Source organism: Paenibacillus xylanexedens (assembly GCF_007676705.1).
GTDB lineage: Bacteria > Bacillota > Bacilli > Paenibacillales > Paenibacillaceae > Paenibacillus > Paenibacillus xylanexedens_C.
Genome location: NZ_VEBF01000002.1, coordinates 976,853 through 992,232 on the forward strand (window position 1 = coordinate 976,853; position 15,380 = coordinate 992,232).

The following is a 15,380-nucleotide window of genomic DNA, read 5'->3' on the forward strand; positions in this document are numbered from 1 at the left end:
CGGCTTGATGCGTTAACGACTTCCGTTTTCTTTTTCTTTTCCTTTGCCATGACCTTTATCGTTATTCAGGGCAGAGGTATCTTCCTCTTCATTGTCACCCTCACCATCTGCCGGTGTAGACTCAGGCTCACCCTCCTGGTTCGGGTCAACACTGCCTTCTTCACCACTACCTGCACCCGGATCAGGCTCATTCTCTGGCGGTGGCTGTGTGCTTTGTTCCGGGTCAATGGAAGGTACAATCACTGTTCCGTTTTTGGCTTCACTGTAGGAGACAAGATACGTGTCCAGGAACTGTCCATCTCGATACACGGACACAGCCCCATTTTCATTTGGAGCGAGCACAAGGGGAATAGTCAGCATCTGGGTTGAATTGACGGTGCGAGTTCCCCATTCCTGATTCTTGCCGCGTGCGTCTTCATATGTGATACGGATTTTACTGTTTTTGCCCTCTTCTTTGGGTGATACATTGATATCAAAAGGATATTGCAGCGCTTCAGGCGGATACCCTGTACTGATAAAGATCGTAATCTTATCGCCAGGACGTACGTCTGTGCCCGCTTCCACAGGCCATTGCTGCGTCACTTTGCCCTTTTCCACCGTATAACTTAGTTCTTCCTGCACCTGAGCTAGTTCCAGTCCAGCAGATTTAATTTTTTCTTCGGCTTCACTGCGGGTAAGGTTTTTCAGATCAGGCATTTTGATCGTTTCAGCGCCTTTACTTACGGTTAACTCAATCTGAACCGCCTCTGGATCGAATTCCTCATTGACGCCAGGTGTCTGGGAAATAACAGTACCTGAAGCCACATCATTGGAGAAATCATCTTTCCGCTGAATCTGATCTTCCTTAATACCAAGCTTAGTCAATTTCTTGACAGCTTCATCATAAGTCTCTTGTTTGACATCAATCATCTTCAGCAGTTCTTTTTCAGCACCAACACTGATCTGGACCTCGGAACCTTCTTTGACGACATCTCCTTCTTTTCTGCTCTGGTCAAAGACAATACCGGGTTCGACACCTTCCTGATACAGACGGATGATCTCATCACTGACGACGAGTCCTTTCTCCTCAAGTATTTCCCGAGCCTTTTCTTCCGTCTGGGTGATCACGTTAGGCACGGTAACTTCAGGTACAACCAGCATACCCTTGACATACCATACAACGCCCACCATGGCGATTAGAATAAGAACGGTTAATGAAATGAGTAGTGCTGGCTTCTTCCAGCTCTTGGATTTCGCCTTACCCTTGCCAGTTTCTTCGTCAGACTCCATCACTGGCACTGCACCGGTCGATGTAACTCCGCGCGGTTCAGGCTTGATCGCTGGCATGACGCGAGTCTGGTCTATATCATCCTCATCCGGAAAATCAATCTTCGTTTCATTGCGTCTCTCCGGCATCAGGCAAGTTTCCAGATCGGTCTGCATTTCTTTGGCTGACTGATAACGTTCCTGCGGATTTTTGCGCATCGATTTCAGAATGACATTTTCCACACTTTGCGGAATCAATGGATTGAATTTGCGTGGTTCATCGAACTCTTCCTGCAAATGCTTCAACGCTACACTGATTGGACTTTCTCCCAAGAACGGAAGTTGCCCAGTCAGCATTTGGTACAATACGATACCAAGAGAATATAAGTCCGATTTTTCGCCCGTCACGATGCCTTTGGCATGCTCCGGTGAGAAGTAATGCACAGAACCGACTACGGAACCTGTCTGCGTAATCGTTGTAGAAGTAACGGCACGAGCGATCCCGAAATCTGTTACCTTCACACGGCCATTCCGGCCAATTAATATATTATGGGGTTTGATATCCCGATGAATGATTTGATTATGATGTGCATGATCAAGCGCATCTGCGATCTGGGAAGCAATTCTTACCGACTCGTCCACCTGCAGAGGCGCACGTTCTTTAATGATTTCATTCAGGTTTTTGCCTTCCACATACTCCATGACAATATAATGAACGTCATCTTCCTGTCCCACGTCATAAATACTGACTACATTCGGATGAGACAGTGAGGCTGCCGATTGTGCTTCCCTGCGGAAACGGCGAATAAACTCTTCGTCATGCACAAACTGTTGTCTAAGGACTTTGATCGCTACATTCCGGTTCAGCAGAAGATCCTGGGCTTTGTACACGAGAGCCATGCCGCCACCCCCGACTCGCTCAATCACTTCATATCGTCCGCCTAGCTGGTGCCCAATCATGACTCACACCCCGTTTCCGTATCCACGGAACCTTCCTTCTGCAACTCGAACAATGCAACCGTGATGTTATCGTCTCCACCAGCAAGTAAAGCCAACTGAAGCAGTCGGTCTGCACGATCTTCCAATGCCAGTTCCTGATTGCCGGCAACCTGAATAATCTGCTCATTGCTGACCAGGTTACTGAGACCGTCACTGCACAGGAGAAGAACTTCGCCTTCCTCCAGCTTAACGGTATCCAGATCCACCTTCACTTCGGCATCTGTTCCAAGCGCACGAGTCAGCACGTTGCGACGTGGGTGATGTGACACATCCTCTTTACTGATCTGGCCGTTTTTGAACAATTCATTCACCAGTGTATGGTCCTCGGTCAGCTGGATCACAGCTTTATTCGCAATTTTGTAAGCTCTGCTATCACCGATGTGTCCAATCACACCTTCCGTATCGTTCAATAACGCTGCAACCACCGTTGTTCCCATGTTGTGGTACTTGTCATCTGTAGATGCCGTGCGGAATATAACTTCGTTGGCATGCAAAATAGCATCGCTGAGAGCTGCAGACAGAGACGCATGCGACAGACCTGGTTCCAGCGTTCCCAGATCGTGCACCAACGTCTCCACTGCCAAGCGGCTTGCCGTATCCCCTGCAAGATGTCCACCCATGCCATCGGCAACAATACCCAGAATATATCCTGTATCGAGATTACGAATCCAGGCTGAATCTTCATTCACCGAACGCACCCGTCCGATATGGCTCACATGAACTGTTTTGATCAAAACGTTCTCACCTCAACTCCATATGCTTTGCACGAAGCTGACCGCAAGCGGCAGCAATATCATGTCCCTGTTCACGACGAATGGTTACATTAACACCCTGTTCCGAGAGAATCTTCTGAAAATTGAAAATGTCGCTTCTCGATGTTCTTACATACTTGCGTTCAGGAACATGGTTAACCGGAATCAGATTCACGTGGCACAACATGTTCTTAAGCACGCTTGCCAGTTCTGCTGCATGCTCTGGCTGGTCGTTTACCCCACCAATGAGTGCATATTCAAACGTAATTCTCCGACCTGTTTTGGCCAGATAATAACGAAGGGACTCCATCACGTCTTCAAAAGGAAAACGACGGTTAACCGGCATCAATTTCGAACGCAATGCATCATTCGGTGCATGGATCGAAATGGCGAGGTTGATCTGTGTATCTTCATCCGCAAACTTGTAGATGTTCGGAACGATCCCGCTCGTTGAAACTGTGATATGACGCTGACCGATATTCAGTCCTTTTTCATGAATCATAATGCGCAAGAAAGTCATCGTTGCTTCATAGTTTTCGAAAGGTTCACCCGAACCCATGATTACGATGCTGCTGACACGCTCACCGCGTTCATCCAAAATTTTCTGAGCCTGTACAACCTGTGCAACAATCTCACCAGCCGTAAGGTTACGCTTGAGTCCACCCAACGTGGACGCACAGAACGTACAACCAATACGACATCCAACCTGTGTGGTTACACAGATACTGTTTCCGTAGTTGTGCTTCATAATTACTGTCTCAATGGCATGATCATCATGAAGACCAAAGAGGAATTTAACCGTTCCATCCTTGGATTCAAACTTGGTAATTTCCTTAAGCGTTACAAATTCAAATTGCTCTGTCAGCTTTTCACGCAATGGCTTGGACAGATTGGTCATTTCACTGAAATCATTCACGCGTTTTACATAAATCCAGTCAAAGATTTGGCCACCGCGAAACGCCGGCTCCCCATTCTCCACAGCCCATTGCTGCAGTTCTTCCAGAGAATAATCATATATAAAAGGTTTCATTTTGTTGTCAACACCTATTCCTTCTTTTCTTTTCGTTTGGCTTCTACTTTACGTTCCATTCGTCCTATTCTATCACAAAGACCACTTTACATCCATGTATACCCTTGATGTCTGTACTTCATGCATTATAACACCTCAATGCCACCATCGCACCCTGTCATCCCTTTTGTCTGACCAAAATCTCGATGTCCCATCACAAAGAAATCCGCCGAAGTTCCCCTCGGCGGTCATCCTTCCGTGCTCTATTAAACTGTTATTCCACTGTTTTTGTCAACCGTGCGATGAAAAATCCGTCGCTGTGAGCGTATTGTGGCAAAATCTGAACGCCACCGTTGACGACCTTCAAGTTCTCTGTCTCCGCTTCGGACCAGACAGACGTTTCCACAGGACTATATTCCGGATGTCGCTTCAAGAAGTCTGCAACCATATCCTCATTCTCAGCAGGCTCAATCGTACACGTGCTATAAACCAGAATACCGCCTGGTTTTAACAACGGGGCAACCCGATCAAGCAGTTCACGCTGCAGGCCTGCGATATCTTCGATATCTTCTACGGATTTGGTCCATTTCACGTCTGGCTTGCGACGAATAACACCGAGACCGGAACATGGTGCATCCAGCAAAATACGGTCAAACGACGCTTCCGGGTACCGCTCATTCAGATCAAGAGCATCCCCTGTTACAGCATCGATGCAACTTAGACCGAGACGCTCCGCCTGTTCCAGGATCAGCTGGCGCTTGTGAGCATGTACATCGTTAGCGACAATACGACCGCGATCGTGCATTTTCTCCGCCATGTGAGCTGTTTTACCCCCTGGCGCTGCGCAGCAATCCAATACGAGCTGGTCTTCTTCAGGCGCAACCGCTTCAGCGACGAGCATGGAACTTTCGTCCTGTACAGAGAACAATCCGTCCCGATACCAGGACGTTAGAGCCATGTTTCCGCCACTACGTACAAGAATACCATCGGAACTCAGCCGAGAAGCTTCAACAACTGCACCTGTGCTGCTCATCTCATGCATCAGTTTCTCCCGTGTGGTCATCGTAGTGTTGACCCGAACACTCACCGCTGGCGGCTCGTTATTCGCACGACAGATCGCTTCCGCCGTCTCCTCGCCGTACTGGGCAATCCAGCGTTCTACCATCCATAACGGGTGGGAATGCTCAAGTGAAATACGCTCGGCAGCGGGCAGATGTTCTGGAATACGAAGTTGATCCCGATTGCGGATCATATTGCGGAGCACTCCATTCACCATGCCCGAGATTCCCTGATGACCCAGTTTCTTGGCCAGATTGACCGCTTCGCTCACCACGGCATGCTCCGGAATACGATCCAGGTATATCATCTGATATACACTAATCCGTAGCAGGCTGCGGACCCAAGGTTGCAGTTTGGATACCCCTTTGGCAACGTAACGTTCCAAGAAGTAATCAAGTGTATTCAATCTAGCAATTGTTCCGTACACCAATTCGGTAGCTAGTCCGGCATCTGCGGGGCTTAAATCCGCCTCTTTCAAACGACGGTTCAACTCCAGATTACTATATGCTCCATCTTGCTCAACTGCACTGAGCACCTTCACTGCCAAGGCACGAGCAGATGTTTTGGGTTTCTGGGAGCGAGATGCACCATTAGCGGAAGCATTTCCTGCGCCACCCACTTTACCTGAATTCGGACGACGGTTTCCTTCACGCCCCGATGTATTACCGCTCATCGCAGCACCATTCCAGGTTTCAGTGTACCACCGCGAGCAAAGTCAGCGGCTTGCATCACCTTTTTGCCTGCAGGCTGCACCTCAGTTAACCAAAGCGAGCCATTACCTGTACGAACTTCAATCCCTGCTTTGTTCAATTGCAACACCGTTCCCGGCTCTGCTTGTCCAGCATCCGAAGAAGTTGCCAGATCCACCTGATCGGGGTTAGCCGCAGCCCAGATCTTGAAGACCTGATCATCCCACATCGTAAATGCACCCGAAAATGGCACAAGGCCGCGGATCTGATTGAACAATTCACGTGAAGTACGACTCCAGTCCATTTTCTCGTCTTCTCGAGTCAGATTACGAGCATACGAAGCTTCGGCATCATCCTGAGGGACAGCCGTTGTCTCGCCCGCAATCAAACGTGGCATTTCTGCCTGAAGCAGTTTGGAACCAGCCTCACTTAATTTATCAAACATCGACCCTGATGTATCTTCATCCGTAATCGGCAGTTCCACACGCGAGATCATATCTCCGGTATCCAGGCCTTCAGCCATATACATCAATGTGACTCCTGTCACGGATTCTCCGTTAATAATGGAACGTTGGATCGGGGCTCCTCCACGATATTTCGGTAAAAGAGAGCCATGCACGTTCACACAACCGCGAACAGGCATATCCAGCACGGCTTTGGGCAGAATCTGTCCAAAGGCCGCGGTCACGATCAGATCCGGCTTCCATTCAGCCAAGCGTGCTACGGCTTCCGGATCACGCAATTTAACAGGTTGAAACACCGGCAGACCGTGGCGTTCTGCCGCGGCCTTAACCGGTGTTGGCGTAAGTACTTTTTTGCGCCCCTGTGGTTTATCAGGCTGAGTCACCACACCAACCACATTGTATCCCTCTGCAATCAACATATCGAGAGAAGGAACTGCAAATTCAGGTGTTCCCATAAAAACAATATTCAAATCGATCACTCCTTAATTACGACGCGGTCCCGTTTGATCTGCTGCAATTTCGTACACTTTCTCGGCGATATCCGTAAAGAGTACGCCATCCAGATGATCAATTTCATGCTGGAATGCGCGGGACAGCAGGCCACTACCCGTAATAATCAACTCTTTACCTTCACGATCCAGACCTTTGACTGTCACAGTCTCAAAACGGCGAACGTCACCATTAATTCCAGGGATACTCAGACAACCTTCCGGTCCGAATTGCTCTCCCTCACTTGCAATAATCTCCGGGTTAATCATCTTGATCAGCCCTTGCTCATCACCTGCGTCAATTACGATCAGACGTTTCAAAATGCCGACCTGTGGTGCCGCAAGACCCACACCTTCCGCATCGTACATGGTGTCAGCCATATCATCCAGCAATTTTTGTACGTTTGGTGTAATTTTGGTTACTTCTTTGGCTCTCTTGTGGAGCACCTCATCTGGTTCTTGAACGATAATGCGAATCGACATGTTGTAAGCACCTTCCTAATCCTCATCATAATTTCAGGACGATATCTGTATTTTTGGGTATTCATTTTTAATCTATGTTTATACCGCTTGTTTACATCCGCATTGCTGCAAAATGCTTACATTAACATTTGCGGGTCTACATCCAGACTAATCAGCAATTTCTGCGCCTGAACATCATCGTCCATACGCCGGGCTGTTGCCAGAGCAAGTCCTATGGCGTCTACATCCCCCCGCCATTTTATCATACATTGGAATCTGTATCTATTCTTGATCCGTGGAATCGGGGACGCTACCGGCCCCAGCACATCAAAAGCATCATTGCTGAAACGATCCAGACTGCCGAGCCATCCGGCCGCATTAGCCTTCTCTTTCAGTATCCGCGTATAGTTCTCGGCAAGACGAATCAATACCGGAAGCTGCTCATGCGAAAAGGTCACCAGAATCAGGCGACAGTAAGGCGGATATTGCAAATTGCGGCGGTGCAATAGTTCCTCACGTACAAACGATACATAGTCATGCTGACTTGCATGCCCAATAGAGTAGTGCTCCGGCGTGTAGGACTGGACAAACACCTCACCAGGCAATTGGTGCCGACCGGCTCGGCCAGCTACCTGTGTTAGCAACTGAAACGTTTTTTCGGCAGCACGAAAATCAGGTAAATTCAGTGCTGAATCCGCTGTTATCACGCCAACCAGGGTTACATCCGGGAAATCAAGTCCCTTCGCAACCATCTGGGTGCCCAGTAATACATCTGCCTTTTTCTCACGAAACTGTTTCAACAGCTTCTCGTGCGCCCCTTTTTCTGTTGTCGTATCCACATCCATTCGAATGACCCGAATACCTGGAAAGAGCTTCGCGAGCTCTTCCTCGACACGCTGCGTACCTGTACCAAAATATCGAATATGCTCACTTCCACAGTCCGGGCACACTTCAGGAGCCGCTTCCGCATACCCGCAGTAATGACAACGGAGATTATTGGAGCGCTGATGGTACGTTAATGAAATATCACATTCGGGACAGCCCGCCACATATCCACAACTTCGGCACATGACAAAGGTCGAATATCCACGGCGATTCAGCAGAAGCACCGTCTGTTCACCACGTTCCAAACGCTCCTCCAGCCCTTTATGCAAAGCCCTGCTGAACATGGAGCGGTTGCCATCCTTCAACTCTTCACGCATGTCAACGATCCGCACTTCAGGCAGCTTGTTCCCTAGTGCCCGAGTTGGCATCTCCAACAAGAGTGGTGCAAAATCGTCATTACTCTGCGACCGTGCAGCGTAATAACTTTCCAGCGAAGGTGTCGCTGAACCTAGAACGACCACGGCCTGATGCTGCTGTGCTCTTTTTACCGCTACATCACGGGCATGATATTTCGGAGTTTCCTCCTGTTTGTAGGAAGTCTCGTGTTCTTCATCCATAATGATCAGTCCAAGCCGATTGAACGGAGCAAATACCGCTGAACGTGCCCCAATCGCAACCTTCACCTGACCCTCACGAATCTTGCGCCATTCATCATAACGTTCACCGCCAGACAGACGACTGTGCATGACAGCAACCTGGTCGCCGAAGCGCCCTTTGAAACGCTCTACCATCTGTGGTGTCAATGCAATCTCGGGCACCAGTACGATGGCCTGCCGATCCTGCTCGATGCATTGTTGAATGGTTTGAAGATAGACTTCTGTCTTGCCACTACCCGTGACACCATGCAGCAAAAATACCCCATGGCGCTGTTCCTGCAATCGGCCATTGATATTGTCATAAACATGTTTTTGCTCATCGGTCAGTACCAGTGGTTCAGTCGCTTTGAACTTCCTACCCTGATAAGGGTCACGAAAGACCTCGACGTCCTCGGTTACAATCAGTCCCTTTTCCTCCAGACCCTTGATCGTTGCTGCCGATACCTGCAATGTAGATAACACTTCTTTCATCGGCATGGGCAGAAGCTCTTTCATTTCCAGCAAAAAAGCCAGAATCTCCTTCTGCCGCTGTGCTTTCGCCGGGAACGAAGCAAGTGCTTCCTGAGCAGCAGCAATATCTACGGCCAGATCAACAGACTTCATTGTTTTCTTATTCAGCTTATCCTTGATGGCCTGACTTTCCAGCAGTACACCACCAAGCAATAATTTCTTGATTAGTGCAGCATGGTTCGGATATTTCCGACTGAGCTGTTGCAGCGGTACCTGACCCCGACTTTTGACAAAACGGATGATATCCTGCTGCACCTTCTCGGTCGTAGACTCTTGTCCCCAAACAAATAACACCTCATCATCCGGTTGTGTACTGGCGACCTCTCCGTCCAGTGCATCTCCCAATGAGATGTATCGTTCTGCTTTCCCTTTCAATGCCGTCGGTACCATCACCTGCAACGACAAAATCCGATTACTGGCATAACGTCCACTCATCCATTCGGCCAGTTCAACCAAATCTTTTGACAATGGGGGAACAATGTCCAGCAACTCCTGAATTTGCTTCAGCTTGAATGATTCCTCCCCGGTACGTGGTACAAGATCAATCACGAATCCCTGCACCGTCCGATGGCCAAAAGGTACACCCACTCGGCTGCCGATCTCGATCCATTCCCTCATCGATTCAGGTACCAAGTAATCAAACGGCCGGTCTGTTTCCTTTACAGGAACATCGACAATGACCTTGGCAATCTCCATATCCTAATTCCTCCCGGCAATGCGCTCCGCCGCAATCCGGAGCAACCGATGAGCCACATCGTGCTTGGCCATCACTTGAAGCTCCTCCACCAAACCCTCCCGGTCATAGATATGTACCGCGTTGGTGTCTGTTCCAAATCCTGCACCCGTTCGGGTTACGTCATTGGCTACGATCAGATCACAGTTTTTCCGTTCCAGTTTCTCACGTGCATACATCTCAACCGACTGAGTTTCCGCAGCAAAACCAATCAAAAACTGATGGGTCTTCTGTTTGCCCAGCGTTTCAAGAATATCTATATTTTTAACAAGTTCGAGCGACAGCGTGTCGCCTTTCTTCTTGATCTTCTCAGTGTAAACTTCCTTTAGACGATAATCGGCAACTGCCGCCGCCTTAACCACGATATCTGCATCATCCCACTCGCGGGTAACTGCTTCATACATATCCTGTGCAGACTGTACAGGAATCAACTCAACGTTCTCCGGTGGCTTCGCTTGGGTATTGCCCATAACCAATTTCACATCTGCCCCCAGATCACGCGCAGCTGCGGCTATCGCAAATCCCATTTTGCCGGACGAATCGTTCGTAATGTATCGTACTGGGTCAATACGCTCAATCGTACCTCCAGCCGTAACGACAACCTTCTTGCCTTGTAACAGTAAATCTTGTCCCTTCTGAACTCGAGCTGTAGACTCACGCTGTTCAAAGAAACGCTCTACCACATCAACAATGGTCTCCGGTTCTTCCAGACGGCCCTTGCCCACATAACCACACGCAAGCTGTCCTTCACCCGGCTCAATCATCAAGGTTCCCCGTTCAACAAGTAGGTTCATATTATGCTTTACAGCTGGATGATCATACATATGTACATTCATCGCTGGAGCAATCATGACAGGAGCAGTCGTGGCAAGAAGCGTTGTTGAGAGCATATCGTCTGCCATACCATGCGCCATCTTGGCAATCACATTCGCAGTAGCCGGGGCAACCAGAACAAGATCAGCCAGATCAGCCAGATGAATATGAGATACAACGGCTGGTTCACGCTCATCAAATGTATCGGTATATACGGTATTTCGGGTCAACGTTTGCAGCGTTAATTCGGTAATAAACTGTGTAGCGGAAGCTGTCATAATTACATGAACATCCGCTCCCTTTTGCACCAGTCTGCTGCATAATGTTGCCGCTTTGTAAGCGGCTATGCCGCCTGTCACACCAAGCACGATTTTTTTACCGTTCAACATGTTAATTTCCCCCGATATTTATACGACGTCGAATGAAGATTCCGTTAAAATATGCTTATTCGTAAAAAAATAACAACCTCGCGGTTGTCAATTAATCCGGCTTACGCCGTATGCAGTTGAAGAGCAGCCGCAGGCGGCTTACTCTTCTTCTTCGTCCTGTCCTTTGATGACAACGAGCAGGTCTCCATAGATTTCTTCCAGTGCAACGCCAACTTGTTTATGGGATCTCGCACCTCTTAAATCCGTTTTTTCACCTTCACGTAGCTGTCTAGCCCGGCGGGAAGCAGCAACAACAAGGGAATACTTGCTGTCGACTTTGTTCATCATTTCATCAATAGAAGGATACAGCATATTAACAAACACCTCTTCGCATTAGTATAATCGCAAGTTGCCGCCTGACAGAACTTATGTGGCATCTCTTCATATTTGGACAGTCCAAGATGGACTGCTCCAATACATGATATGACAACTGCCCCACTTATATCGCATTCTGCAGCGGCAAAAGGGATTATTTATTGATCTTACAATGTTCGGCGATTATGATGCTTTCTATTCTCTTGCACGCCAAATCAATTTCATCATTAACAACAGCGTAATCATACTGCTCCAGCAGACTGATCTCATCGACCGCCACAGACATCCGGTGATCAATGGTCGCTTGGCTTTCGGTACCACGGCCCTGAATGCGATCTTTCAGCTCGTCCAGTGAAGGAGGAAGCAGGAAAACAAAGATCCCTTCCGGGAATTTCTCTTTCACTTTTAACGCGCCTTGAACCTCAATCTCCAGAATGATGTCGCGGCCTTCGTTAATCGTTTTCTCTACAAAATCACGCGGTGTTCCGTAATAATTACCGACATACTCCGCATGTTCCAACAATTGATCTTCAGCAATCATGTTCTGGAACTCCTCATGACTTCTGAAGAAATAGTTCACACCATGTTCTTCACCCAGACGAGGCTGACGGGTTGTCGCCGATACGGAATAGATCAATTCCGGCACCCGTTTGCGCAATGCGCTGCATACAGTACCCTTCCCGACCCCTGATGGGCCGGACAACACTACCAGTAATCCCTTAGACATATTACACTCCATTTTATTCGTCGTTGTCATCATCTTTCGAAGAAAGACGATGGGCGACCGTCTCAGGCTGAACTGCAGACAGAATGACATGATCGCTATCCGTAATAATTACGGCACGAGTACGTCTTCCGTACGTTGCATCAATCAGCATGTGACGATCTCTTGCCTCTTGTATGATTCTCTTGATCGGCGCCGATTCCGGACTCACGATGGATATAATCCGGTTCGCCGATACGATGTTACCGAATCCAATGTTAATGAGTTTGATTGCCATAATCAGGTTCTTCCCCCTATACATGCGACTCTTATGCCGAAATATGGCTGTTCATTCGATATTCGCCGCTTGCTCACGAATCTTCTCCAGCTCCGCCTTCATCTCGACAACACGATTCACCAGAGCCAAATGGTTGGCTTTTGATCCAATCGTATTGACTTCCCGATTCATCTCTTGAATTAGAAAGTCCAACTTACGCCCTACCGGCTCATCACTCTTCAGCAGTTCCCTGCTCTGTCCAAAGTGACTGAGTAGACGTGTAAGCTCCTCTTCTATGTTAGAACGATCGGCAAACATTGCAATTTCCATACCCAATTTATGCTCATCAAAAGGGAAAGAGCCTTCTTCCTGCAATTCCGTAAGCCGTTGCCTTAACTTGTTACGGTAATCACTTACCACAGTCGGAGCAAGATCAAGCATCTCGGTATGCAGCGACTCCAGACGGGTAATCCGCCGTTCCAGATCACTGGCCAGATGAAGACCCTCGCGAGCGCGCATCTGCTCAAGGCTGGACAAAGCCTCTTTCAATCCTTCCTGCAGCACTCGCTCCCATTCGTCCTTCTGCTCTTCCGGAATGGAACTTGTCCCATCCGAATGAACCATGACGTCTGGCAGCCCAAGCATATCCACAATACTTGGTTTGCCCTGCATTCCATACTGAGTCTCCAGTTGCTCTGCAGCCTGCAGATAGGCCCTGACCGTCTGTTCATTCAGAACAGCGGGAAGAGCCTGGTCTTCCTCTTTTTCTTTCATTACATAAACATCAATCCGACCACGTTTCAAACGGCCCTGTACGATCTTCCTCAAACCGTCTTCATAATACGTCCACTCTCTTGGCAGACGCATCATCACTTCGCAATAACGATGATTAACAGATTTGATCTCTAATTGTACCTTATAGCCGCCAAAATGAAAGGCGGATTGACCGTATCCGGTCATACTGAATGACATCGGCATCACATCCGTTTTACTATTGTAATTGATTATTAGGGTTGAAACAAGTAGGACATTGATGCTCCGACTTCTCCCATACGTATTGAGTCAGTTCGGCCGTCATGCCGTAGAACATAAACGGTGTCATAAGATAGATCCCTTTGAAATGCGCTGTTGCTACGTCCAGCAATTCCTTGGCAATTTTTACCCCCATCGCACGGCCTTCTTCGCCTTCCAGACCGGCCATACGGGAACGAACTTCATCCGAGAGCTGAATCCCCGGAACCTCGTTGTGCAGATACTCTGCATTCCGTCCACTCGCCAGCGGCATTACACCTACAAAAATGGGCACATCCAGATGTTTGGTGGCTTCGTGCATTGCTACAATCAACTCAGGATCATAGATCGGTTGTGTCATGATGTAATCTGCGCCAGAGGCAATTTTCTTCTCCAGACGTTGTACAGCTTTCTCCAAATATTTCACATTGGGATTAAATGCCGCTCCGATGACAAAACCAGCCTTCTGCTTCAGCGGTTTACCTGAGAAAGCCACTCCATCGTTCAACTGTTTGATCATGCGTATGATTTCAAAAGAAGTCAGATCGTATACCGAGCTTGAACCCGGCAGATCTCCAAACCTTGCAGGATCTCCTGTTACAGCCAGTACATGATTAATCCCCAAAGCATCAAAACCCATCATGTGTGACTGTGTTCCAATCAGATTCCGGTCACGGCAGGCAATGTGCACAAGTGGACGTAGGCCCGTGCGATCCTGAACGAGGTGACCCAACGCCATGTTGCTCATCCGTGTAACCGCTAGTGAATTATCCGCCAGGGTCAGGGCATCTGCTCCTGCCGCTTTCAGTGTCTCGGCACCCTTCATGAACTTGGCAATGTCCAAGTCACGTGGCGGGTCAAGTTCAACAATGACCGTGTGACGCTGCTTGACCAGATCAACGATTGTAGGCTGTCCTCCACGTCCGGAACGCTCATCCACATGTTCATGCAACACGATACGAGCTTTGGATTCGGACGGGTCGGGCTCCAAAATAGGCGAAGGTACATATTCGGCGAGCGCCTCTTTCATTGCGGTAATATGATCAGGTGTAGTCCCGCAGCATCCGCCGATAATACGAGCGCCCAGTTCGGCAAACTGCACTGCCGTCTGACCAAAGTACTCCGGAGTTGCACCATAACGGAACTGACCATCTACATAATCCGCGGCACCCGCGTTCGGATAGACGGACATCGGAACGCCGATACGTCCAGAGACGGTTTCCATGGCACGCATAATCCCGTTTGGACCGGAGCGACAGTTAAAACCGATCACATCCGCGCCCTGCTCCCGCATGATCCGGAATGCTTCAGGCATCGTATATCCGTCCAGTGTATGCCCTACATCCTCTACAGCGAACTGTCCAATTACAGGCAGATCACTCAGCTTGCGCGCTTGCAAAAGGGCAATATCCATCTCTTCAATATCATAAAAGGTCTCAAGCAGAATGCCATCTACACCTTCATCGAGCAGAGCAGAGATCTGTTGTTGATAGAAGCGTTTTAGTTCACTTGTGGACACGTTCGTCCGCTTGCCGCCGCGAATAGAGCCTACTGCACCAAGTACGTAACCGTCAGCTCCAGCCACCTCTTTGGCAATGCGCACGCCGGCACGGTTCACATCTTCTACCTTGGACTCCAGACCGAACTTGGACAACTTGTCGTAATTGGCAGAATACGTATTCGTTTCAAATATTTCTGTACCCGCATCCCGATAACGGCGATGTACATCCGCCACCACTTCAGGTGAAATCAAGTTCAATTCTTCATATGAAATCCCTACCGGGAACCCCATTTGGTACAGAAATGTTCCCATGGCCCCATCTCCAACGAGAACCCGTTCCTGCATAACTTTGCGCAAATCCGCCTTCATCCCTTTTCCCCCCGCCTAGCTGTGATCATTTTCATACTAATGTAACACAAAAAACGCTAAAAAACGAAGAAA

General features: G+C 48.6%; 13 protein-coding genes. All 13 read right to left on the reverse strand.

Features of this window, described 5'->3' with window-relative positions:
* Positions 1–12: 12 nt before the first annotated feature.
* Positions 13–2,205: a Stk1 family PASTA domain-containing Ser/Thr kinase gene (gene pknB, locus FS628_RS14235; protein ID WP_145322828.1), complete on the reverse strand. Its 2,193-nt coding sequence runs from the start codon at positions 2,203–2,205 to the stop codon at positions 13–15.
* A complete protein-coding gene (locus tag FS628_RS14240; protein WP_145322830.1) occupies positions 2,202–2,978 on the reverse strand; it encodes a Stp1/IreP family PP2C-type Ser/Thr phosphatase in 777 nt (258 codons plus the stop codon). The genes pknB and FS628_RS14240 overlap by 4 nt, the downstream gene beginning before the upstream one ends.
* 7 nt (positions 2,979–2,985) lie before the next feature.
* Positions 2,986–4,026, reverse strand: coding sequence for a 23S rRNA (adenine(2503)-C(2))-methyltransferase RlmN (gene rlmN, locus FS628_RS14245; RefSeq protein WP_062836114.1), 1,041 nt, complete (start codon positions 4,024–4,026; stop codon positions 2,986–2,988).
* Positions 4,027–4,279: 253 nt separating this feature from the next.
* Complete coding sequence (rsmB, locus tag FS628_RS14250) at positions 4,280–5,737, reverse strand: 16S rRNA (cytosine(967)-C(5))-methyltransferase RsmB (protein WP_145322832.1); 1,458 nt, start codon at positions 5,735–5,737, stop codon at positions 4,280–4,282.
* A complete protein-coding gene (fmt, locus tag FS628_RS14255) occupies positions 5,734–6,687 on the reverse strand; it encodes a methionyl-tRNA formyltransferase (RefSeq protein WP_145322834.1) in 954 nt (317 codons plus the stop codon). The genes rsmB and fmt overlap by 4 nt, the downstream gene beginning before the upstream one ends.
* Before the next feature lie 12 nt (positions 6,688–6,699).
* Positions 6,700–7,188, reverse strand: a complete 489-nt coding sequence (def, locus tag FS628_RS14260; RefSeq protein WP_145322836.1) for a peptide deformylase — start codon at positions 7,186–7,188, stop codon at positions 6,700–6,702.
* A 116-nt stretch (positions 7,189–7,304) separates the two neighbouring features.
* On the reverse strand, positions 7,305–9,854 hold the full coding sequence (priA, locus tag FS628_RS14265; protein WP_145322838.1) for a primosomal protein N': 2,550 nt from the start codon (positions 9,852–9,854) through the stop codon (positions 7,305–7,307).
* A gap of 3 nt (positions 9,855–9,857) precedes the next feature.
* Positions 9,858–11,093, reverse strand: a complete 1,236-nt coding sequence (gene coaBC / locus FS628_RS14270) for a bifunctional phosphopantothenoylcysteine decarboxylase/phosphopantothenate--cysteine ligase CoaBC (protein WP_145322840.1) — start codon at positions 11,091–11,093, stop codon at positions 9,858–9,860.
* Between the two features lie 138 nt (positions 11,094–11,231).
* The gene (rpoZ, locus tag FS628_RS14275; protein WP_036614619.1) at positions 11,232–11,444 is read right to left on the reverse strand and encodes a DNA-directed RNA polymerase subunit omega; all 213 of its coding nucleotides are present in this window, start codon (positions 11,442–11,444) and stop codon (positions 11,232–11,234) included.
* A gap of 157 nt (positions 11,445–11,601) precedes the next feature.
* A complete protein-coding gene (gene gmk, locus FS628_RS14280; protein ID WP_017687445.1) occupies positions 11,602–12,174 on the reverse strand; it encodes a guanylate kinase in 573 nt (190 codons plus the stop codon).
* A gap of 13 nt (positions 12,175–12,187) precedes the next feature.
* Positions 12,188–12,448 (reverse strand): extracellular matrix/biofilm regulator RemA, encoded by a 261-nt coding sequence (remA, locus tag FS628_RS14285; protein ID WP_006209218.1) that lies wholly within the window; start codon positions 12,446–12,448, stop codon positions 12,188–12,190.
* 51 nt (positions 12,449–12,499) lie between these two features.
* Entirely contained in the window at positions 12,500–13,399 is a 900-nt protein-coding gene (locus FS628_RS14290; protein WP_145322842.1) for a YicC/YloC family endoribonuclease, read from the reverse strand.
* Between the two features lie 19 nt (positions 13,400–13,418).
* The gene (locus FS628_RS14295; RefSeq protein WP_145322843.1) at positions 13,419–15,308 is read right to left on the reverse strand and encodes a bifunctional homocysteine S-methyltransferase/methylenetetrahydrofolate reductase; all 1,890 of its coding nucleotides are present in this window, start codon (positions 15,306–15,308) and stop codon (positions 13,419–13,421) included.
* Positions 15,309–15,380: the final 72 nt, after the last annotated feature.

Bases quoted from the DNA above. Each gene is read 5' to 3' on its own strand.
- pknB (WP_145322828.1), bottom strand. From the start codon at position 2,205: ATGATTGGGCACCAGCTAGGCGGACGATATGAAGTGATTGAGCGAGTC.
- rlmN (WP_062836114.1), bottom strand. From the start codon at position 4,026: ATGAAACCTTTTATATATGATTATTCTCTGGAAGAACTGCAGCAATGG.
- rsmB (WP_145322832.1), bottom strand. From the start codon at position 5,737: ATGAGCGGTAATACATCGGGGCGTGAAGGAAACCGTCGTCCGAATTCA.
- def (WP_145322836.1), bottom strand. From the start codon at position 7,188: ATGTCGATTCGCATTATCGTTCAAGAACCAGATGAGGTGCTCCACAAG.
- priA (WP_145322838.1), bottom strand. From the start codon at position 9,854: ATGGAGATTGCCAAGGTCATTGTCGATGTTCCTGTAAAGGAAACAGAC.
- coaBC (WP_145322840.1), bottom strand. From the start codon at position 11,093: ATGTTGAACGGTAAAAAAATCGTGCTTGGTGTGACAGGCGGCATAGCC.
- rpoZ (WP_036614619.1), bottom strand. From the start codon at position 11,444: ATGCTGTATCCTTCTATTGATGAAATGATGAACAAAGTCGACAGCAAG.
- gmk (WP_017687445.1), bottom strand. From the start codon at position 12,174: ATGTCTAAGGGATTACTGGTAGTGTTGTCCGGCCCATCAGGGGTCGGG.
- remA (WP_006209218.1), bottom strand. From the start codon at position 12,448: ATGGCAATCAAACTCATTAACATTGGATTCGGTAACATCGTATCGGCG.
- FS628_RS14290 (WP_145322842.1), bottom strand. From the start codon at position 13,399: ATGTCATTCAGTATGACCGGATACGGTCAATCCGCCTTTCATTTTGGC.
- FS628_RS14295 (WP_145322843.1), bottom strand. From the start codon at position 15,308: ATGAAGGCGGATTTGCGCAAAGTTATGCAGGAACGGGTTCTCGTTGGA.